Origin of the sequence: Pseudorhodoferax sp. LjRoot39, assembly GCF_964253035.1 — a bacterium.
Lineage (GTDB): Bacteria > Pseudomonadota > Gammaproteobacteria > Burkholderiales > Burkholderiaceae_C > Pseudorhodoferax.
The window spans coordinates 3,271,267-3,291,935 of record NZ_CAXUQL020000001.1 but is presented as its reverse complement, the minus strand read 5'-3'; the positions used below and the strand labels follow the sequence as shown (position 1 = coordinate 3,291,935).

The 20,669-nt window shown below is 67.8% G+C and carries 20 protein-coding genes; 3 read left to right on the top strand and 17 right to left on the bottom strand.

Annotation, left to right across the window (positions count from 1 at the left end; genetic code table 11):
• Positions 1-30 precede the first annotated feature (30 nt).
• Together ACSQ4M_RS15385 and ACSQ4M_RS15380 are read left to right on the top strand one after the other, a co-directional pair.
• Positions 31-1,227, top strand: coding sequence for an acyl-CoA dehydrogenase (locus ACSQ4M_RS15385; protein WP_436190319.1), 1,197 nt, complete (start codon positions 31-33; stop codon positions 1,225-1,227).
• Positions 1,228-1,229: 2 nt separating this feature from the next.
• Positions 1,230-2,477, top strand: a complete 1,248-nt coding sequence (locus tag ACSQ4M_RS15380; protein ID WP_436190318.1) for a CaiB/BaiF CoA transferase family protein — start codon at positions 1,230-1,232, stop codon at positions 2,475-2,477.
• A gap of 71 nt (positions 2,478-2,548) precedes the next feature.
• On the opposite strand, the gene xdp1 is transcribed toward ACSQ4M_RS15380, so the two are convergent.
• The 4 genes from xdp1 to ACSQ4M_RS15360 all read right to left on the bottom strand — a co-directional run bounded on the left by xdp1 (position 2,549) and on the right by ACSQ4M_RS15360 (position 7,934).
• Positions 2,549-3,367, bottom strand: a complete 819-nt coding sequence (gene xdp1, locus ACSQ4M_RS15375; protein WP_436190317.1) for an exosortase-dependent surface protein XDP1 — start codon at positions 3,365-3,367, stop codon at positions 2,549-2,551.
• 144 nt (positions 3,368-3,511) lie between these two features.
• Positions 3,512-6,337, bottom strand: coding sequence for an XrtA/PEP-CTERM system TPR-repeat protein PrsT (prsT, locus tag ACSQ4M_RS15370; protein ID WP_436190316.1), 2,826 nt, complete (start codon positions 6,335-6,337; stop codon positions 3,512-3,514).
• Positions 6,338-6,478: 141 nt separating this feature from the next.
• Positions 6,479-7,216 carry a 23S rRNA (guanosine(2251)-2'-O)-methyltransferase RlmB gene (gene rlmB, locus ACSQ4M_RS15365; RefSeq protein WP_056667161.1) on the bottom strand — a complete coding sequence of 246 codons (738 nt, stop codon included), beginning with the start codon at positions 7,214-7,216 and terminating at the stop codon, positions 6,479-6,481.
• Between the two features lie 34 nt (positions 7,217-7,250).
• Positions 7,251-7,934, bottom strand: coding sequence for an ABC transporter ATP-binding protein (locus ACSQ4M_RS15360; RefSeq protein WP_436190315.1), 684 nt, complete (start codon positions 7,932-7,934; stop codon positions 7,251-7,253).
• 16 nt (positions 7,935-7,950) lie between these two features.
• Between ACSQ4M_RS15360 and ACSQ4M_RS15355 the strand changes: the two genes are divergently transcribed.
• Positions 7,951-8,598, top strand: a complete 648-nt coding sequence (locus tag ACSQ4M_RS15355; protein ID WP_436190314.1) for an arylesterase — start codon at positions 7,951-7,953, stop codon at positions 8,596-8,598.
• A gap of 40 nt (positions 8,599-8,638) precedes the next feature.
• Here the strand turns inward: ACSQ4M_RS15355 and ACSQ4M_RS15350 are convergent, their stop codons facing one another.
• The 13 genes from ACSQ4M_RS15350 to ACSQ4M_RS15290 all read right to left on the bottom strand — a co-directional run bounded on the left by ACSQ4M_RS15350 (position 8,639) and on the right by ACSQ4M_RS15290 (position 20,661).
• Positions 8,639-8,824 (bottom strand): hypothetical protein, encoded by a 186-nt coding sequence (locus ACSQ4M_RS15350; RefSeq protein WP_436190313.1) that lies wholly within the window; start codon positions 8,822-8,824, stop codon positions 8,639-8,641.
• A gap of 92 nt (positions 8,825-8,916) precedes the next feature.
• Positions 8,917-10,137 (bottom strand): PLP-dependent transferase, encoded by a 1,221-nt coding sequence (locus tag ACSQ4M_RS15345; protein WP_436190312.1) that lies wholly within the window; start codon positions 10,135-10,137, stop codon positions 8,917-8,919.
• 34 nt (positions 10,138-10,171) lie between these two features.
• Positions 10,172-10,696 carry a phosphoribosyltransferase gene (locus ACSQ4M_RS15340; RefSeq protein ID WP_436190311.1) on the bottom strand — a complete coding sequence of 175 codons (525 nt, stop codon included), beginning with the start codon at positions 10,694-10,696 and terminating at the stop codon, positions 10,172-10,174.
• 28 nt (positions 10,697-10,724) lie between these two features.
• Positions 10,725-12,068, bottom strand: coding sequence for an adenylosuccinate synthase (locus ACSQ4M_RS15335; protein ID WP_436190310.1), 1,344 nt, complete (start codon positions 12,066-12,068; stop codon positions 10,725-10,727).
• A gap of 27 nt (positions 12,069-12,095) precedes the next feature.
• Positions 12,096-13,244 (bottom strand): ATP phosphoribosyltransferase regulatory subunit, encoded by a 1,149-nt coding sequence (locus ACSQ4M_RS15330; RefSeq protein ID WP_436190309.1) that lies wholly within the window; start codon positions 13,242-13,244, stop codon positions 12,096-12,098.
• Between the two features lie 74 nt (positions 13,245-13,318).
• On the bottom strand, positions 13,319-13,501 hold the full coding sequence (locus ACSQ4M_RS15325; RefSeq protein ID WP_436190308.1) for a DUF2065 domain-containing protein: 183 nt from the start codon (positions 13,499-13,501) through the stop codon (positions 13,319-13,321).
• 16 nt (positions 13,502-13,517) lie between these two features.
• The gene (gene hflC / locus ACSQ4M_RS15320; RefSeq protein ID WP_436190307.1) at positions 13,518-14,414 is read right to left on the bottom strand and encodes a protease modulator HflC; all 897 of its coding nucleotides are present in this window, start codon (positions 14,412-14,414) and stop codon (positions 13,518-13,520) included.
• A 12-nt stretch (positions 14,415-14,426) separates the two neighbouring features.
• Complete coding sequence (gene hflK, locus ACSQ4M_RS15315; protein ID WP_436190306.1) at positions 14,427-15,809, bottom strand: FtsH protease activity modulator HflK; 1,383 nt, start codon at positions 15,807-15,809, stop codon at positions 14,427-14,429.
• A gap of 19 nt (positions 15,810-15,828) precedes the next feature.
• Complete coding sequence (gene hflX / locus ACSQ4M_RS15310) at positions 15,829-17,013, bottom strand: GTPase HflX (protein ID WP_436194019.1); 1,185 nt, start codon at positions 17,011-17,013, stop codon at positions 15,829-15,831.
• A gap of 84 nt (positions 17,014-17,097) precedes the next feature.
• Complete coding sequence (hfq, locus tag ACSQ4M_RS15305) at positions 17,098-17,349, bottom strand: RNA chaperone Hfq (protein WP_056900321.1); 252 nt, start codon at positions 17,347-17,349, stop codon at positions 17,098-17,100.
• Positions 17,350-17,499: 150 nt separating this feature from the next.
• Positions 17,500-18,843 (bottom strand): ribosome biogenesis GTPase Der, encoded by a 1,344-nt coding sequence (gene der / locus ACSQ4M_RS15300; protein ID WP_436190305.1) that lies wholly within the window; start codon positions 18,841-18,843, stop codon positions 17,500-17,502.
• 10 nt (positions 18,844-18,853) lie between these two features.
• The gene (gene bamB, locus ACSQ4M_RS15295) at positions 18,854-19,993 is read right to left on the bottom strand and encodes an outer membrane protein assembly factor BamB (RefSeq protein ID WP_436190304.1); all 1,140 of its coding nucleotides are present in this window, start codon (positions 19,991-19,993) and stop codon (positions 18,854-18,856) included.
• Positions 19,990-20,661 (bottom strand): YfgM family protein, encoded by a 672-nt coding sequence (locus ACSQ4M_RS15290; protein WP_436190303.1) that lies wholly within the window; start codon positions 20,659-20,661, stop codon positions 19,990-19,992. Before ACSQ4M_RS15290 ends, bamB begins: the two co-directional genes overlap by 4 nt.
• Positions 20,662-20,669: the final 8 nt, after the last annotated feature.

The window sequence follows — 20,669 nt, the reverse complement described above, 5'->3', positions numbered from 1 at the left end:
CCTTTGCAATCAGCCCCTTGAGGAGACCCCATGGCCACCACGCGCTTCGACTGGCAAGACCCCTTTCTGCTCGACCAGCAACTGACCGAGGACGAGCGCATGATCCGCGACGCGGCACGTGCCTACTGCCAGGACCGGCTGATGCCGCGCGTGCAGTCCATGTTCCGCAACGAGTCGGTGGACACCTCGATCTTTCGCGAGATGGGTGAACTGGGCCTGCTTGGCCCCACGATCCCCACGCAGTATGGCGGCGCCGGCCTGAACTACGTGAGCTACGGCCTGGTGGCGCGCGAAGTCGAACGCGTGGACTCGGGCTTCCGCTCCATGGCCTCGGTGCAGTCCTCCCTGGTGATGGTGCCGATCAACGAATTCGGCACCGAAGCGCAGAAGCAGAAGTACCTGCCCAAGCTTGCCAGCGGTGAGTTCATCGGCTGCTTCGGCCTGACCGAACCCGACCACGGCTCGGACCCCGGCTCCATGGCCACGCGCGCCTACAAGGTGGACGGCGGCTACAAGCTCAAGGGCAGCAAGATGTGGATCACCAACTCGCCGATCGCCGACGTGTTCGTGGTCTGGGCCAAGGAAGTGTCCGCTGGCGGCCAACTCGGCCCGATCCGCGGCTTCGTGCTGGAAAAGGGCATGAAGGGCCTGACCGCACCCGCGATCCACGGCAAGGTGGGTCTGCGTGCTTCCATCACGGGTGAGATCGTCATGGACGATGTGTTCGTGCCCGAAGAGAACGCCTTCCCCGAAGTCCAGGGCCTGAAGGGCCCGTTCACCTGCCTGAACAGCGCGCGCTTCGGCATCGCCTGGGGCGCGATGGGAGCGGCCGAGTTCTGCTGGCACACGGCGCTGCAGTACACGTTGGACCGCAAGCAGTTCGGCCGCCCGCTGGCCGCCAACCAGCTGGTGCAGAAGAAGCTGGCCGACATGCAGACCGAGATCGCGCTGGGCCTGCAGGCCGCGCTGCGCGTGGGCCGCATCAAGGACGAGCACCAGAACGTGGTGGAGATCACCTCGCTGATCAAGCGCAACAACTGCGGCAAGGCACTGGACATCGCGCGCCTGGCGCGCGACATGCTGGGCGGCAACGGCATCTCCGATGAGTTCGGCGTGGCACGCCACCTGGTGAACCTGGAAGTGGTCAACACCTACGAGGGCACGCACGACGTGCATGCGCTGATCCTGGGGCGCGCGCAGACCGGCATCGCGGCCTTCGCCAACTGAACATGGCTGAGGCATCTCCTGCAGCCGGCGCGCTGGCCGGCGTCAAGGTGCTGGACCTGTCGCGCGTGCTGGCCGGACCCTGGTGCACTCAGATCCTGGCCGACCTGGGTGCCGACGTGGTCAAGGTCGAGCTGCCGGGTGCCGGCGACGACACGCGCCACTGGGGGCCGCCCTTCCTGCAGGATGCGCAGGGCCAGGACACCGACCAGGCCAGCTACTTCGCCGCCTGCAACCGCAACAAGCGCTCCGTCACCATCGACATGTCCAAGCCGCAAGGCCAGGCCCTGATCCGGCAACTGGCCGAGCAGGCCGATGTGCTGGTGGAGAACTTCAAGGTGGGCGGCCTAGCCAAGTACGGGCTGGACTACGCCAGCCTGTCGGCGCTGAACCCGCGGCTGGTCTACTGTTCGGTGACGGGCTTTGGCCAGACCGGCCCCTACGCCGAGCGTGCGGGCTACGACCTGCTGATCCAGGCGTCCAGCGGCATGATGAGCATCACCGGCCGCGCCGATGGCGAGCCCGGCGGCGGCGGTGTGCGCGTCGGGGTCGCGTTGACCGACCTGTTCACGGGCGTCTACGCGTCCACCGCCGTGCTGGCGGCCTTGCGCGCGCGCGAGCAGACGGGCCGTGGCCAGCACGTCGACATGGCCCTGCTGGACGTGGGCATGGCCATCCTGGCCAACCAGGCGGCCGGCTACCTCAACACCGGCAAGGTGCCGCAGCGCCAGGGCAACTCACACCCGAGCCTGGCGCCCTACCAGGACTTTCCGACGGCGGATGGCGCCATGCTGCTGGCCATCGGCAACGACGGCCAGTTCGCGCGCTGGTGCGAGGCGGCGGGCCGGCCAGAGTGGTCGCGCGACGCGCGCTTTGCCACCAACACGGCACGCGTGCACCACCGCACGACGCTGATACCTGCCATGGAAGAGCTCACGCGCCAGCGCAGCACGGCGCAGTGGGTGGCGCTGCTGGAAGACAAGGCCGTGCCCTGCGGCCCGATCAACGACATCGGCCAGGCCTTTGCCGATCCCCACGTGGTGGCGCGCGGCCTGCGCCTGGATCTGCCGCGCGACGCGGGCGACGGCATCGCGGCGGTGGCCGGCGTAGCCAGCCCCCTGCGGCTGTCGGAGCATCCGCCGGTGCTGCGCAACGCACCGCCGGCACTGGGGCAGCACACGGACGAGGTCCTGCGCGAACTGGGCCTGCAGGACGGCGACATCGCTGCCCTGCGCGCCAGCGGCACGGTCTGAAGATACCGCTTCCAAAAGAAAAACGGCGCCCCGCGGGGCGCCGTTTTTTCCTTGTCTGAGCCTCCCGCCGCTCAGGCCTTGCGCTGGATGCGCCGGCGCGTGGCCGCCAGGCCCAGCGCAGCCAGGCCCAGCAACGCCAGCGAGGTGGGCTCCGGGACTTCGGTGGTCGGACGCTCATGCACCGTGCCGGACAGGCTGGCCAGCTTGAAGAAGTCGTTGCCACCGGACAGGCCGCTGTTGCCGCCGAAGCCGGTGTTGAACGCACTGACGATCCACCAGCTGGAGACCTTGTCCTCGACCTGGGTGTTGTCCTGGCCGTTCACAGCGTACTTCTTGGCGTCCTTGCCATCGACGTCGGAGACCAGTTCCCAGCCCTCGGTCATCAGCGTTTCCCAGGTCTTGCCGACGATGGTGTAGGGCGTGTTGTCTTTGGTCGTGGGCAGATCCAGGTACTTGTAACGCAGCACGCTGAAGTCGGCGTCGCGGCTGTTGCTGGTGCTGGAGCCGTTGCTGTTGCTGGTCCAGCCCAGCGACACATAGTCCAGCTCGACGAGGCCACTGAAGCTGAACAGGACCATGTCCGTGCGCGCCGTGTTGTCCACGGCGTGGTTGGGGCTGCCGCTCTCGCCGTTCGACGACACGCCCAGGCCCGAGGTGCCATTGAAGGTGAGCTTGGTGTTCGTGGCCGACACCTTGTCGGTCTTCGCCACGAAGGCGTTGCCGCTGCTGTTGGCGATGTAGTAAGCCGTGGCCGTAGCCGTGACACCCTGGTCGGTGGCCACGTTGCTGGACTGGTACTTGTTGTTGAACGACCAATCGGCCCATGCGCCACCAGCCATCACCGTCAATGCCACCCCTGTCAACAGCGGCAGCAGCTTGTTCTTGCTCATCTGAAAGGTCCTCCGGTCGAATTCGAAACAATATTCGCGAACTTGTAAGCCAAATCCGTGCCAACAAAAAATTTCTTTACAAATCAATGCGTTGGCCATAACACACTGTGAACGAAACATTTGGATGCATAAAAATCCGACAAATCAGCGCAGGGTTTGGAGCAACTGTTGCACTTCTGTCCGGTATTCGAACGACTCTCCCGCATCCAGCGCGCCCCGCGCTTCGGCACGGGCTTCCGCCGTGCGGCCCGATTGGGCCAGCACCGCCGCGAGGTGGTAGCGGATGGTGGGGTTTGCCGGCGCACGCAGGCGGGCATCGCGCAACAGGCCCAGCGCGCGCTCACGCTGCTTGTCGCCACCCGCCTGGAACAGCGCCCAGCCGAGCGTGTCCAGCACGCTGGCATCGGTCGGCAACAATGCCAGGGCGCGCTCGGCGACGGCCACCGCGCCGGGGTCCTTCAGGCGCAGCAGCACATTGGCCAGGTTGTTCAGCAGCTCCGCATCCTGCGGCGCGGCTTTGATCAAGGCCTCGTAGGCGGTCCGCGCATGGGCGAACTGGCCAGCACGGGCATAGGCATCGGCGAGCGCCCGCTGCGCTTGCGCATCCCCCGGCCGTTGACGCGACCATTGCTCGGCGAACTGCACCGCGGGCTTGCCACCCTCGACAGTCCACAGCACGTCGGACAGCCGCAGGAATGTGTCGGTGGAGGGTTCGGTCTGGTGTGCGCGCCGGTACAACTCGATGGCAGCGCCCTGCTGCCCGCGCGCCATGGCGGCATCGCCCTGCAGGCTGTAGCCAACGGCGAGCTTGGGATGCTGCTCGACGATCCGCCGGGCGCGGCGCTCCGCCCCGGCCAGGTCCTTGCGCAGGATGTCCACGTCCACCATCAACGCCTGGGCCGGTAGAAAGTCTGGCCGCGCCGTCAAGGCCTTGTCCAGGCTGTAGGCCGCGCCCTCGACGTGCTGGACGGCCAGTTGCAACGAAGCGATGCGCACCTGCAGCGGCGCATTGGCATCGGCCTGCCGCGAGGCCGCCGTGTAGGCCGCACGGGCACCCATGCGCTCGCCGTTGGCTGCCTGGGCCCGCCCGTAGGCGATCTGGGTCGGCAGGTCGTCCGGCGGTGCCTTGGCATAGACACGCCGCGCCGCCTCCAGCGCCGGGCCGGGCTTGCGCTGGCGCAGGTACAGGTCCACCAGCGCCTGGCCCGGACGCAGTTCCGACGGGCCCGCATGGTCTTCGGCCTTGCGCAGCCATTCCTCCATCTGCGGCAGCTGGCCGCGCCGCTCGGCCAGCAAGGCCAGTTCGAGCAGGACGTCCATGTTCTTCTCGTCGCCGGCCAGCAGTGCCTGCAGCCGCTTGGCGGCCGCGTCGTACTGGCGCGTGCCGATCTCCAGGCGCGCCATGTGGAGCTTGGGGGCCGTCAAGGCCGCATCCAGCTGCATGGCGCGCTCGAATGCGGCTTTGGCCGCTTGCGTGTCACCGGTCTGTGCCTGCGCCATGCCCAGCAGATCCTGGAATACCGCGTTGTCCGGGGCGCGCTTGACCAGGTCCTGGGCCACCTTGGCCGCCTTGGCGCCCTGCCCGGCCCGCAGGTACAGGCCCACCAGTACGGTGCCGGCCTGGGCCTGGCCCGGGTCCTTGCGCAGCGCGGCTTCCAGTTCGTTCACGCCCTGGCCGGTATGGCCGCTGCCGATCAGGCCCATGCCCAGGGCGGCGCGCAGGTCGGGCCGGTCCTCCCCGCGCAATGCCTCCTGCATCAGCGTGATGGCTTGGGCGTTCCTGCCTTGCGCCATGTAGGCGCCCGCCAGTTGCATCAGCGCCTGCTTGTCCCCGGGTGCAGTCCGCACATAGGCCTCCAGCGTACCGATGCCGCGTTCGGTCTCGCCACGCTGTATCTGCAGTTGCGCCAGCAGCTTGGAGGCCGGCGTCCCGCCCTGGACCCGCTGCAGAGACTCGAAGTAAGCCTGGGCCTTTTCGGCCTCGCCCAGGCCCAGGTGGGCCAGCCCGTTGAGCAGCAGCAGCTGCGAGCGGTACTGGATGGACTCCACCGGAACCGGATCCAGCAGCGCCGTCACCTGGGCCAGATGCTCTTTGGCCTGCGCCATCTTGCCTTCGCGCTCGGCCAGCAGCGCGCGCAGGTAGGCGGCGCGCGGCTCCTTGTCGAACAGCCGCTGCAGGTGCGCCAAGTCGGTGGCCGCGTCGGCATGGCGCCGCATGTCCAGGTACAGCCCGGCCCGCGCGACGCGTGCTTCCAGATGATCGGCCTCCAGGGCCAGTACCTGGTCGTAGGCCGCGATCGCAGCGCGCATGTCGCCAAGGACGTGGTAGACCGAGCCGCGCTGGTAGCGCGCCTCCGCCAGTTGCGGCGCCAGGGCCAGCGCACGGTCGGCCGCCGCAGCGGCCTCGGCGAACTGGCGTCCGCGGATCCGCACCGGCACCTCGGCCAGCCACGAATCCGGCGCCCGCGCATCCAGCGCGCGCGCCTGCTCGACGGCATGCAGGGCACCGCGTGCATCGCCAAGATCGGACATGGCGGACGAACGCAGCACCCACAGCTCGATCTGCGTGCGCACGGGCAGGCCGCCCACGGCGAAGGCCGGCTGCTCGAGCACCTGGCGGTGCTTGCCCTGGGCCAGGTAGGCGCGCGCCATCGGCAGGACGACTTCGGCCCGGTCCACCCCCAGCCGCAGTGCTTCGGCAAAGGCGACCTCCGCAGCGGCCACCTCGCCATTGGCCAGCAGCGCCTTGCCCAGCAACAGCTGCACAGGCAGCATGTTCTTGTCGATCTGCAACGCGTTCTTGAGCTGGATGATGGCGCCGGGCACATCGCGTTGCTCATATCGGTTGAGCGCGTCTTCGTAGTAACGCCCGGCCTTGCCGTCGACCGCACCAGCGCAGGTGGCAGCCAACAACAGGGTCAGGCACAGGGCGCGCGAGGAGCTGCGCAGGACGGGCAAGTGCGGGTACATGGCGGATGCGCCGGCCGCGCGAGGCCGACGTGAGCGGAAAATGCGGCGAACTGTAACGGGAAGCCCTGCTTCCGCTTAAAAATCAAGCAAATTCAGCCATCCTTTGTTGCCGATTTCACGGCAACTGGCGGTGGCAACGCGTCAAATGCCGCGCTGGCGCAACGCCTCGTACAAGCAAACCCCGCTGGCCACCGAGACGTTGAGGCTTTCCACCCCGCCTTGCATCGGGATGCGGACCAGCGCATCGCAGGTCTTGCGCGTCAGCTGCCGCATGCCCTCGCCTTCGGCCCCCAACACCAGGGCCACCGGGCCGACCAGGTCCGTCTGGTACAGCGTCTTGTCCGCGTCCCCGCTGGTGCCGATGCACCAGATGCCGCGCTCCTTCAGTTCACCCAGGGTGCGCGCCAGATTGGTGACCATGAAGTAGGGAACCGTCTCCGCCGCTCCGCTGGCGACCTTGGCGACCGTGGCGTTGATGCCGGCGGCGTGGTCCTTGGGTGCGATGACGGCGTGGGCGCCTGCGCCGTCGGCCACGCGCAGGCAAGCGCCCAGGTTGTGCGGATCGGTCACGCCGTCCAGCACCAGCAGCAGGGGCGGTCCGTCCAGTCCGTCGAGGAACTCGTCCAGCGAGTGTTGCTGCGGCAGCGGTTGCACGCGGGCGGCGACGCCCTGGTGGCCGTGGCTGCCTGCCAGTTTGGCAAGCCGCAAGCCATCGGCCTCAATCAGGCGCGCGCCGGCTTCGCGGGCGCGGTCGAGGAACTGGCGCATGCGCGCGTCGCGCCGGGTCGGTTCGTAGTAGATCTCGACGATGGACTGCGGAGCGGTCTTCAGGCGCACGCTGACCGCGTGGAAGCCAAACAAAACTTTGGGGGCTGACATAGGGGCCGATTATCGGCGCGCCCTCCGAGTGCCTTCAGGCCGCGATGCGACCGGCCTCGATCGTGATGCGTCGCTCACAGCGCGCGGCGATCCCCCGGTCGTGTGTGACGAGCACCAGCGTCGTGCCGAGTTCACGGTTGAGCTCGAACATCAGCTCCATGACCTTCTCGCCTGTCGCGAAGTCCAGGCTGCCGGTCGGCTCGTCGGCCAGAAACACGGCCGGCTGCACGACGAAGGCGCGTGCCAGGGCCACGCGCTGCTGCTCGCCGCCGGACAGAACCTTCGGGTAGTGCGACAGCCGCTCCGACAGCCCGACCCGCGCGAGCATCTCGGTGGCGGCCTGGCGCGCGTCGCGCCGTGCCGCCAGTTCCAGCGGCAGCATGACGTTCTCCAGCGCGGTCAGGTTGCCCATCAACTGGAAGCTCTGAAACACGAAACCGACTTGCTGGGCCCGCAGCGCCGCGCGCCGGTCTTCGTCGAGTGCGAACAGGTCGTGGCCGGCGATCCGGACCGTGCCACGCGTCGGCGTGTCCAGGCCCGCGATGATGGACAGCAAGGTGCTCTTGCCCGAACCAGAGGCTCCGACGATGGCCGCGGTTTCCCGCGCAGCCAGGGCGAAATCGATATCGCGCAGAATGTCGAGCGTGCCCGTCGAGTCGGCCACCGACTTGAACACATGCTGGACAGACACCAGCGCGGCACCGGGGGATTGGGACATTGAAAGGCTTCTTGGTTTGAGACGACGACACTTTATCGCGGGCCTGTACATCCCCTTGCTGGCCGGGCCATCGTGGGCGCAGAGCGCCAAGGCGGCCACCGCCAGCGCCGCGCGCATCCTCGTGGTCGGCGACAGCCTGTCGGCCGAGTACGGCCTCAAGCGGGGCACAGGCTGGGTGGCATTGCTGGAGCAGCGGCTGGCCGGGCAGAAGATCGCGGCCGAGGTGCGCAACGCCAGCATCAGCGGGGACACCACCTCGGGTGGCCGCGCCCGCCTGGCGCCCCTGCTCAAGGCCTACCAGCCCACCCACGTGGTGCTGGAATTGGGTGGCAACGACGCACTGCGCGGCCTGCCGCTCAAGAACACGGCCGACAACCTGGCGGCCATGACCCAGGCAGCGCAGCAGGCCGGCGCCAAGGTGCTGATCGTGGGCATGCAGATGCCCCCCAACTATGGCGCCGACTACGGGCGCCAGTTCAGCACGCTGTTCGAAGATGTGGCGCGCGAGCACAAGGCCGGGCTGGTGCCGTTTCTGCTCAAGGGGGTGGCCGACGGGGCCAATGCGGCGGCACTGTTCCAGGCCGACCGCATCCATCCGCGTGAAGAGGCGCAGGCGGCCATGCTGGACAACGTCTGGCCCGAGTTGCGCAAGCAGCTGCGCTGAAAACCGAAAGCCGGTGCCGCACCGGCGGTGCTTGCCCCGGTCAGGCGTCCTGGGCAGGCGGCGTGGCTCCGGCCTCGGTCTCTGCGGACTCTTCAGCCGGCGCCTCGCCATCCTCTCCTGGGCCATGCAGCTTGCGTTCGGCCTTGGCCTTGAGCTTGTCTTCCTTCTTGCGCTTCTTGGCCAATTCCTTTTGCCGCTTCTCGTATCCGTAATTGGGAGTTGCCAATGTGTGCTCGCTGGTGGGTTGGATCGTGTCACTCTACCCCAAGCGGGGAGGCGCGTGAATACGGAGTTTTTTTGCGCCTGACATGTACACGATCAGGCAGCGAATGCCGCGACCGCCGCCTGCTCCAGATCGGCCTGCAGGTCGCAGGCATCCTCCAAGCCCGTGGAGAAACGGACCAATGTGCCCTGGGCCAAATGGGCCGTCCACTGGGCACGCATCTGCGTCAGCTCGTACGGCACGACCAGGCTCATCGGGCCACCCCAGCTGTACCCCAGCTTGAACAGGCGCAGCGCATCGCAGAAGGCGTCGACCTGCACCTGCGTATAGCGCGGGTCGATGATCACGCTGAACAAGCCGGCTGCGCGCCCAAGCCGGGCAGGTTCGCCGCGCGCGCACAGCGCGGCCCAGTGTGCATGGCCCGGTGAACCCGCGAGTGCCGGATGCAGCACCTGCACGAATTCCGGCCGCCCATGGCACCAGTTGGCCAGCGCGCGTGCCGACGCATCGTGCGCCCGGTAACGCAAGGCCATGCTCGGCAGCGAGCGGAGCACCGTTTCGGCATCGTTGACGCCAACACCCAGTCCCAGCCGCATATGGGTCATCTTGAGCCGCTGGTGCAGCACATCGTCGCGCGTGACGATGCTGCCCATCAGCACGTCGCCGCCACCACTCGGGTACTTGGTCAGCGCATGCACCGAGATGTCGACGGCCAGTGGCGCGTCCAGCGTGCCGAGGTCGAAGGGATCGAAGGCCAGGCCGGCGCCCCAGGTGTTGTCCAGTGCAGCCGTGACACCACGCGCGCGGCAGATCCGCACCTGCTCCACAAGGTCGGGAAACTCCAGCGTCACCGAGCCGGCAGCCTCCAGCCAGACCAGCCGGGTGCGCTCCCCGATCTTGGCCGCCAGGTCACCCGGGTCCATGGGATCGTAGAAGCGGTGCGTGATGCCCCAGGCCTGCAACTCGCCGCGCGCCAGCGTCTTGTTGGGCCCGTAGGCATTGTCCGGAATCAGCACCTCGTCGCCGCTGCGCAGCAGCGACAGCGCCACGTTGGCGATGGCCGCCAGGCCGCTGGGCACAAGCAGACACTGCAGGCCACCCTCGATGGCGGCCAGGCGCTCCTCCAGGATGAAGGTCGTCGGCGTGCCGTGCAGGCCGTAGGTGTAGGCGGACTTGTCCCGCCACTCGCGGCTGCGCATGGCCGCCACGTTCGGAAAGATGACGGTGGAGGCCTTGAACACGCCGGGCTGCGGCGCGGCGAACTCTACCGGCGGGACGTAGGGGTGGTGGATCAGATCGGTGGTGGAGCAAGGCATGCGGCCATGTTAGCCGCCGCCCTCCAGCGCGCGATCAGACCTTCCACTTCTCCAGCAGCTGCGCAGGGCCCATGGTGTCATAGCCTTCGAACGGCTGATGGATCCAGGGGTTGGTGGGCAGGAATTCGACGGAGTAGTCGGGCGTGAACAGTGAGACGCCCTTGGTCCACAGGACAGCGCTGCGCAGCTCGGTGATGGGTGCGTAGCTGGTCTTGAGCAGCTTGATCACGGCGTTCAACGTGTGGCCGCTGTCGGCCAGGTCATCGACCAGCAGCACCTTGCCGGCGATCTCGCCCTTGGGCGTGGTGATGTAGCGCGCGATGTCCAGCGAGCCCTGGCGCGTGCCTGCATCGGCGCGGTACGAGCTCGTGGACATGATGGCCAGCGGCTTGTCGAAGATGCGCGACAGAACGTCGCCGGGCCGCATGCCACCGCGTGCCAAGCACAGGATGTTGTCGAACTCCCAGCCCGACTGGTGCACCTTGATCGCGAGCTTCTCGATCAGGTTGTGATACTCGTCGTAGCTCACGTACAGGTGTTTGCCGTCTTCGGTCAGCATGGGGTTCTCCGTGGGGCAGACCTGGGGCTCAGGATGCCTGATAGGGGTTGTGCATCAGGATGGTGTGGTCGCGGTCCGGGCTCGTGGACACCATCGCGATCGGCACACCGGTGGTCTGCTCGATGCGCTCCAGGTAACGCCGCGCGGCGGCCGGCAGCGCGTGGTAGTCGGTCACGCCCACGGTGGACTCGGTCCAGCCCGGCAGCGTCTCGTAGACCGGCTCGCAGCGTGCGATCTCGTCCGCGCCCATGGGCAGGATGTCGATCAGCTCGCCGTCGAGCTTGTAGCCCGTGCACAGCTTGAGTTCTTCCAGGCCATCCAGCACGTCGAGCTTGGTGATGCACAGGCCCGACAGCCCGTTGACCTGGGCAGAGCGCTTGAGCAGCGCGGCGTCGAACCAGCCACACCGGCGCGAACGGCCCGTGGTCACACCCTTCTCGGCGCCCACGGTGCTCATGTGGTAGCCCGGCGTGCCCGGCTTCTCCCACTCGAGTTCGGTAGGGAACGGGCCACCGCCGACGCGCGTGCAGTAGGCCTTGGTGATGCCCAGCACGTAGTGCAGGAGGCCAGGGCCGACACCGGCACCGGCGGCGGCATTGCCGGCCACGCAGTTGCTGGAGGTGACGTAGGGATAGGTGCCGTGGTCCACATCCAGCAGCGTGCCCTGCGCGCCTTCGAACAGCAGGTTGGCGCCGGCCTGGTGCGCCGCATTGAGCTCGCGCGAGACGTCGGCGATCATGGGGCGCAGCTGCTCGGCGTGCTGCATGGACTCGGTGTAGACCTGGTCGTAGTCGATCGGCGCGGCATGCAGGAACTCGGTCAGCACGAAGTTGTGCAGGGCCAGCAGATCGCGCAGCTTGGCGGCAAAACGCTCGGGGTACTTGAGGTCTTGCACGCGCAGCGCGCGGCGCGCGATCTTGTCCTCGTAGGCCGGGCCGATGCCGCGGCCGGTGGTGCCGATCTTCTCGATGCCGACCTTCTCGCGCGCGGCCTCACGCGCCACGTCCAGCGCTGCATGGAACGGCAGGATCAGCGGGCAGGCCTCGCTGATGCGCAGGCGCGAACGCACCTCCACACCGGCGGCTTCTAGGCCCTGGATCTCCTCCAGCAGCTTGGGGGCCGACAGCACCACGCCGTTGCCGATATAGCACTTGACGCCCGGGCGCATGATGCCGCTGGGAATCAAGTGCAGCGCCGTCTTCTTGCCGTTGATGACCAGCGTGTGGCCGGCGTTATGGCCGCCCTGGAAACGCACCACGCCCTGGGCGCTCTCGGTCAGCCAGTCGACCAGCTTGCCCTTGCCTTCGTCACCCCACTGGGTGCCAACGACGACCACGTTGCGACCGGCGGCCGCGCGATTACCTGTGTTCATGTCTCGAGTGCCCAAAGCTGGGCAGGTTCAGATGGCTTGCACGACCCATTTGCCACCCTCGTGCGTCAGCACGCGGTCGCAATGGAACTCATCGATTTCACTTTCGTGGCCCGGCAAAGCGCAGACCACCGTTTCGCCGCCGCGGCGCAAGGCTGCGATCGCAGAGCGCAGGGCGCCGTCTTCACCCCAGGGTGCGCGGATGGCGGCGCGCAGCGGACGCGGCGGCACGGCCGCGACGAGTTGCTTGAGGTCCAGGCTGAAGCCCACGGCCGGCCGGTTGCGGCCGAACACGGCGCCGACCTCGTCGTAGCGCCCCCCACGCACCAGGGCGTCGCCATGCGCCGCATAGATCGAGAAACGCACGCCGCTGTAGTAGGCATAGCCGCGCAGGTCGGCCAGGTCCACGCGCACATTGGCGCTCTCGCCCAGCAGAGCCGCGCAGCGGCGGAGCTCGGCCAGGGCATGGTGCAGCGCGGGCCGGTTCGGCAGCACGCGTTCAGCCTCGTCAAGCACGCTGGCGTCGCCGTACAGCTGCAGCAGGGCCTGCAGGCCTTCGCGGTCCACGGCCGGCAGCTTGGCGGTCAGCGCCGCCAGTTCGCCAGCGTCCTTGATCGTCAGCGCGGCATGGATGCGGGCGAGTTCGGCCGGGGCCAGCGCACTGTCGGCCAGCAAGGCCTGCACGATGCGCGCGTCGGACAGGTCCACCGTGAGGTCGCGCAGCTGGGCGGCGAACAGGCAGTCCAGCGCCAGCAGCAGCACCTCGAAGTCGGCTTCCAGGCCCGCGTGCCCATAGATCTCGGCCCCGAACTGCAGCGGCTCGCGCGTGGCGTAGGCACGGTCGGGGCGGGTGTGGGCAACGGGGCCGCAATAGCACAACCGGGCCACGCCCTGGCGGTTGAGCAGGTGGGCGTCGATGCGCGCCACCTGCGGCGTGGTGTCGGCGCGCAGGCCCAGCATGCGGCCGGACAGCTGGTCGACCAGCTTGAAGGTGAGCAGGTCCAGCGCCTCGCCGGTGCCGGTGAGCAGCGATTCCAGGTGCTCCAGCAGCGGCGGCATCACCAGCTCGTAGCCATAGCCACGGGCGGTGTCCAGCAGTTCGCGGCGGAGTTCTTCGATGTGCCGGGCCTCGGAAGGCAATACATCGGCGATGTGATCCGGCAGGACCCAGGCAGACATGGAAATCAGTGCGCTGTTAAAAAAGGCATTCTACCGGCCTCGGATCGGGGCCCGGTAGTCCGTGCGGCGAAGACTCAGGACAACAGAGCCAGCAGCACCAGGCCCAGCAGCACGCTGCACAGGCCGAAGAAGCGGATCTGCCCGTCGGACAGCTGCAGCACCTGCATGAACATGCGGCGCCAGCCGCCCGGCGACAGAAACGGCAGCAGGCCTTCGATCACCAACACAAGGGCCAGTGCCGCCCAGAGGGTGTCCACGGGGCGTGGCCGCGGCTCAGCGGCCGGCTGGTGCGGCGGAATTCGCCCCGCGCATGGCCCGGAAGAAGTCGGACGAGGGATCGACCACCATCACGTCGCTCTTCTTGCTGAAGCTCGCGCGGTAGGCTTCCAGGCTGCGGTAGAACTGTGCGAACTGCGGGTCGCGGCCGAAGGCTTCGCTGTACAGCGAAGCGGCCTGGGCATCGCCCTCGCCCTTGGCCTTCTGGGCGTCGCGGTAGGCGTTGGCGATGGTCACCTCGCGCTGGCGGTCGGCCTCGGCGCGGATCTTCTCGCCCTCGGCCGCGCCGGTGGAGCGCAGCTCGTTGGCCACGCGCTTGCGCTCCGCTTCCATGCGGCGGTAGACGGACTCGGTGATGGACTCCACATAGTCGACGCGCGTGATGCGCACGTCCACCACGTCGATGCCCCAGGCGCGGCCTCCGCGCACGACTTCCAGCACTTCGCGCTTGACGTCGGCCATGAGTTCCTCGCGCCGCGTGGACAGCAGGTCGCGCACGGTGCGGCGGTTGATCTCTTCCTGGAACGCGTTGCGCACCACGCGGTTCAGCTGGTTGGCACCGGCGCTTTCGTCCAGGCCCACGTTGCGGATGTACTCCGACGGGTCGGTCACGCGCCAGCGGATGTACCAGTCGATCACCACGCGCTGCTTCTCGGCCGTCAGCATGGGCTCGGAGTCGCTGCTCTCCAGCGTCAGCAGGCGCTTGTCGAGGTAGCGCACGTTCTGGAACGGCGGCGGCATCTTGAAGTTGAGGCCGGGCTCGGTGATGACCTTCTTGATCTGCCCGAGCGCGTAGACCACGCCGTACTGGCGCTGGTCCACCACGAACAGCATGGAGCTCGCCAGTGCCAGCAGCACCAGCAGCGAGGATGCGATGAATCCGATTCTGTTCACTTGGCGCGTCTCCTAGCGCAAATCACGTTCGCGGGTGCGCCCGTCGCGGGCGCGCATGTCACCGCTCGCCAGAGGCGGCACCGATGGTGCGGTCGATGTGGTCTGGCCGCTGCCCGACAGGGTCGGATCGCCAACGGCGCCCACCGATTGGCCGGAGGCCTGCATGAGCTTGTCCAGCGGCAAATACAGCAGGTTGGAACCCTGGCGCGAGTCCACCATCACCTTGCTGACGTTGCTGTAGACCTGTTGCATGGTCTCGGTGTACAGGCGATCGCGCGTGACCTGCGGCGCCTTCTGGTACTCGGTCAGCACCGAGCGGAAGCGCTGCGCGTCACCGTCGGCCTGGGCCGTGATGCGCGACTTGTACGCCTGCGCCTCTTCCATGAGGCGCGACGCCGTACCGGTGGCACGCGGGATCACGTCGTTGGCGTAGGCCTGGGCTTCGTTCTTGGCGCGCTCGCGCTCCTGGCCGGCCTTGAGCACATCGTCGAACGCGGCCTGCACCTGCTCGGGTGGCCGCACACCGCTTTGCTGCAGGTTGATGCCGACGATCTCGATGCCGACCTTGTAGCGGTCCAGGATGGTCTGCATCAGCGTGCGCACGCGCGGGCCGATCTGGTCGCGCTCCTCGGCCAGCGCCGAGTCCATGCGCATCTTGCCGACCACCTCGCGCACGGCCGTCTCGGCCGCCTGCACCACGGCGGCGGTCGGGTCCTTGCTCTCGAACAGGAAGGCGCGCGCATCGTTCAGGCGGTACTGCACGGCGAAGCGGATCTCGACGATGTTCTCGTCTTCGGTCAGCATGGCCGAATCGCGCAGGCCGGTGGCCTTGATGATCACGTCGCGGCCGATGTCGATGGAGCGGATCTGCGTCACGAACACCAGCTCGTGGCGCTGGATCGGGTACGGCAGCCGCCAGTTGAAACCAGCGCCCACGGTCGAGTGGTAGCGGCCGAACTGCGTGATGACGGCCTGCTGGCCTTCCTGCACGATGAAGAAGCCGGTGCCCAGCCAGATCAGCACGGCGACTGCGCCGATCAAGCCGATGCCGATGCCGGCACCCTTCATGTCGGGCTGGAAGCCTCCGCCGTTGCCCGAGCCCATGTTGCCGCGGCCACCGTTGCGGCCACCGCCGAACAGGCCGCCGAGCTTGCGGTTGAAGTCGCGCCAGAGTTCGTCCAGATCCGGCGGACCCTGGTTGCCACCGCGGTTGGGCGTGGGGCGCTGAGGCTCGTAGGGACGCTCGTTGCTGTCAGGACGGCGCGTGTCGGGCTTCTCGTCCGAATCACTCGCCTTGTCGTCTCCACGGCCCCAGCGCGGATCGTTCAGATTGAACATGCCGCGGATGCGGCCGGGAAGGCCTGCCCAAGCCGACGGCCGAGAAGAAAGGTTCATGCGCTCTGGTCTCTTTTGGTCAACGGACGATTGTGCCGAAACGGGGATCGGCCTCATCATACCCAGGGGAATCAAGGGCCTGCGCGGGCGCGATCTGCTCTGCGCGACGCGCAAGTTCCGCACGCAGCGCAGGCATGCCTTCGCCCGTCCGCGCACTGACGAAGACCCGCCCGATCTGCCGGCCATCGACCTCCACGGTGTCGGCCAATTGCAGCGGCCGCTGCTCGGGCGTCAGCGCATCGAGCTTGTTGAACACCAGCAGCATCGGCACGTCGTCGGCACCGATGTCGGCCAGCACCTGGCGCACTTCTTCCATCTGCTCCGGATGGTGCGGGTTGGACGCGTCAACCACATGCAGCAGCAGGTCGGCGTCGGCCGCCTCCTGCAATGTCGCGCGGAACGCATCGACCAGGCCGTGCGGCAGGTCGCGGATGAAACCCACGGTGTCGGACAGCGACACGGACCGCCCGGCCTCGCCGAGGTACAGCTGGCGCGTGGTCGTGTCCAGCGTGGCGAACAGCTGGTCGGCGGCATAGGCGCGCGCCTTGACCATCGCATTGAACAGGCTGGACTTGCCGGCATTGGTGTAGCCCACCAGCGAGATCGTGAACGCGTCGCGCCGCTCGCGCTGGCGCCTTTGCGTGCCGCGCTGGCGCACGACCTTGGACAGGCGCTCGCGCGTGCGCTTGATGGACTCGCCGATCATGCGGCGGTCCAGTTCGATCTGGCGTTCGCCCGGGCCGCCACGTGTGCCGATGCCGCCGCGCTGGCGCTCCAGGTGGGACCAGCGTCGCACCAGCCGCGTCGACAGGTACTGCAGCCGCGCCAGCTCCACCTGCAACTTGCCTTCGTGGCTGCGCGCACGCTGCGAGAAGATCGTCAGGATCAGCATGGTCCGGTCGTTGACCGGCAGCTCCAGCGCACGTTCGAGGTTGCGCTGCTGGGCCGGGCTCAGGGCCTGGTCGAACAACACCTCGGTCGCCTTGTGCATGCGCGCCAGCAGCTTGATCTCTTCGGCCTTGCCGCTGCCGATGAACAGCGCGGCATCGGGCGCCTTGCGTTTGCAGGTGACGCGGGCCACGGGCTGCAGGCCGGCGGTTTGGGCCAGCAGGCCGAGCTCTTCGAGTTCAGCGTCGAAATGGGGAAGGCCGAAATCGACCCCGACCAGAATGGCCGAGGCCGTCGCAGCGTCCGCAACAGGAATTTCAGTCAATCGGAGAGAACCGAGAGGGCGCACCACCTGGGTGGTGCGCGGGTGGCCGACACACAAGTGCCGGCGGCAGGACTTTTAGGACGCTGCGTCCGCGTTGTCGTCCTGTGCCGGTTGGAAGTTCACGGCGCGACCCGGAACGATGGTGGAGATGGCGTGCTTGTAGACCATCTGGGTCACCGTGTTGCGCAGCAAGACGACGTACTGGTCGAACGACTCGATCTGGCCTTGCAGCTTGATGCCGTTGACCAGGTAGATCGACACCGGCACATGTTCGCGGCGCAGCGTATTCAGGAAAGGATCCTGCAAAAGTTGACCTTTGTTGCTCACGATATCCTCCGTGTTCAAACCGTTGTTATTTGGAAGAAGGGGACCATACCACAGAGGGTGGGCACCCTCCGTAGAAACACTGATGTCCTTAGATTGCGTGTTGAGACAGGCCCGCCGCATGCACCTCCGCGGTGCACCAGGCTCGCCGCATCAGCGGTCGGTCTTGTCGGCGAAGGGGTTGGCCGAGGTGCGCATCTCGATGCGCAGCGGCGTGCCGGTCAGGTCGAATTCCTTGCGGAACCGCCCTTCCAGGAAACGCTTGTAGGCCTCGGTCACGTGCTCCAGCGAGTTGCCATGGATCACGATGATGGGCGGGTTCATTCCGCCCTGGTGCGCATAGCGCATCTTGGGTCGGAACATGCCGCTGCGCTGCGGCGACTGAAACTGCACAGCCTCCAGCAGCAGGCGCGTGAGCACCGGCGTGGACATCTTGCACATGGCGGCCTTGTGCGCCTGCGCGATGGCCCCCCACAGCGGCCCGATGCCCTGGCGCTTCCTGGCCGAGATGAAGTGCATTGCGGCGAACTTGAGGAAGGGCAGCCGGGTCTCGATGGAGCGCTGCACGAGCTCGCGCTGGTAGGCATCCACGGCGTCCCACTTGTTGACGGCCACCACCACGGCGCGGCCGCTCTCCAGGATGTAGCCCGCGATGTGGGCGTCCTGGTCGGTCACGCCCTGCGTGGCATCGAGCAGCAGCAGCACCACGTTGGCGCCCTCGATGGCCTGCAGCGTCTTGACGACAGAAAACTTCTCGATCGCTTCGAACACCTTGCCGCGCCGGCGCAGGCCGGCCGTGTCGATGAGTTCGAAGCGCTGACCATGGCGCTCGAACGGCACACTGATGGCGTCGCGCGTGGTGCCCGGCATGTCGAAGGCCACCAGGCGTTCTTCACCCAGCCAGGTGTTGATCAGCGTGGACTTGCCGACGTTGGGCCGGCCAGCCACGGCCAGGCGGATCACGCCGGGCTCGTTGTCCGCGGCCTCCTCGGGATCCTCCGGCAGGCCCAGCGGCGCCAGCGCCAGCTCGACCAGCGTGCGCACGCCCTGGCCGTGCGCAGCAGACACCGCATGCACCTCGCCCAGGCCGAGCTCGAAGAACTCCACCAACTGCTGGCCGTCGTGCATGCCTTCGGCCTTGTTGGCCGCCAGCACGCAGGGCTTGCCCAGGCGGCGCAGGTAGTTGCCGATATCGTGGTCCTGGGCCGACAGGCCACCGCGCGCATCGAGCACGAAGATCACCACATCCGCCTCGGCCACGGCCTGGCGCGTCTGCTTGGCCATCTCCTTGTAGATGCCGCTCTCGGCTGTGGGCTCGAAGCCGCCGGTGTCGATGACGATGTACTCGTGCTTGCCCTGCTTGCCGTTGCCGTAGTGGCGGTCGCGCGTGAGGCCGGCGAAGTCCGCCACGATGGCGTCGCGCGAGCGCGTCAGCCGGTTGAACAGCGTGGACTTGCCGACATTGGGCCGGCCCACCAGGGCGATGACGGGTTTCATCTTGTCCAGTTCACTCGGGCGCGTAGCCGTACACGTTGCCGTTGCGCGTGACGACCACCAGGGTGTCGCCAGCCACGACCGGGGCGGCCACGATGGGCGAGCCATCGGTGCTCACGCGTGTGAGCGGCGAGCCGTCCTCGCGCGACAGGAAATGCACGAGACCAGTCTCGTCGCCGACGATGACCGAACGTCCCAGCGCCAGAGGGGCCGTCAGCTGCCGGTAGCGCAGGCGTTCGGACACCCAGGCCTGCGCGCCGTTGCTGCGGTTCCAGGCCACGAGCTTGCCGTCGCTTTCGGGGCCATAGACCATGCGGTCGTCGCCATGCACGCCCACATAGCCCGACGAAGGCTTGGTCCAGACCAGGTTGCCGCGGGCTGCATCCACACAGCCCACGCCGATCTGGAAGGCACGCACGCAAACGGAGTCGCCAACGCGGCTCACGCGGCCGACCAGGTCGACCAGGCGCTCCACATCGTTGGTGCCGCGCGGCGTGGCCACGGGCACATCCCAGCGCACCTGGCCGTTCAGCGGGTTCAGGCCGACCAGGCGGCCGGACAGCCCGACGACCAGCGTGTCGCCGACGGCCAGGATCACGCCACTCTGGCGCAGCACCAGCGGATCACCCGGGCGTTGCTGGGTCCACAGGCGGCGGCCGCTGGCGCCGTCCAGCGCCGTGATCGAACGGTCGGCCGACAGCACGAACACGCGGCCACCGGCCACGAAAGGCGCCGTGGCGACCTGGGCCGCCAGCTTCTGGCGCCACAGTTCACGCCCGGCCTCGAAGGCCACGATCTCGTTGTTCTGCGTGGCCACGGCCGTGCGCTGGCCGTCGCTGCCGACACCGGCCGACAGCTTGGCCTTGGTGGCCGCGCGCCACAGTTCGCGGCCGGTGCGCGCGTCCAGCGCCAGCACCGTGCCGTCGCTGCTGGCCAGCGCCACCTGCTGGCCCGTGACCTGCACGTCCAGCGGGTAGCCGATCTCGCCGACCTTGGCGGTCCAGACCTGGCGCACGCCGAGCAGGCCGGGATTGGGGCCGAGCTCGGTCGGCTTGGGCTTGCCGCTGCTGCCGCAGCCGGCCAGCAGGGCGGCCGTCAGGCCCAGCAGCGTCGCGGTGGACGCCAGGCGGCGGGTGAGGCGACGCGCCATCATTTGGCGGCTCCGGTGGTGGCAGTGGTTGTGGGGTCGACACCCATCGCGTTGAGCTTGACTTCGACCATGCGGCGGTAGCCCGAGCGGGCATCCAGGCCGGCATAGGCCTTGCGGTACTCCGCCAGTGCCTCCGCCTTCTTGTCCTGCGCGGCCAGGATGTCGCCCCGGCGGTCGGCCGCCAGCGCGGCGAACTCGCCGGCGAAATTGCCGCCGAGCTGCTTCAACGCGTCGTCATAGGCCTTGGCATCGAACAGCAGGCCGGCCAGACGCAGCTTCGCGAGCGCCTGGTAGGCCGGGTCCGAAGACTTCTCGGCCACCCAGCCCAGCGCCGCCTTCGCGGCGTCGGAATTGCCCTTCTCATGCAGCACCTTGCCGGCCAGCAGGCCAGCCTGCTGCGCGTAAGTCGTGCTGCCGTAGCCGTCGCGGATGTCGCCGAAGGCCCGCTCCAGCCTGGCGGTGTCGCCGGCCCTGGCCGCGCGGTCCACTTCGTCGTACAGCGCGGCGGCCTTGGCCGCCTGGTTGCGTTGCCAGTACTGCCAGCCGTTCCAGCCGGCAAAACCGGCGAGGACCAGAATCAGCAGCCAGGTGATGGCATTGCCGTAGCGCTGCCACAGGTGCTTGACCTGGTCGAGCTGTTCCTGTTCTTCGAGATCGAGATGTTTTGCCATGAGGAAGA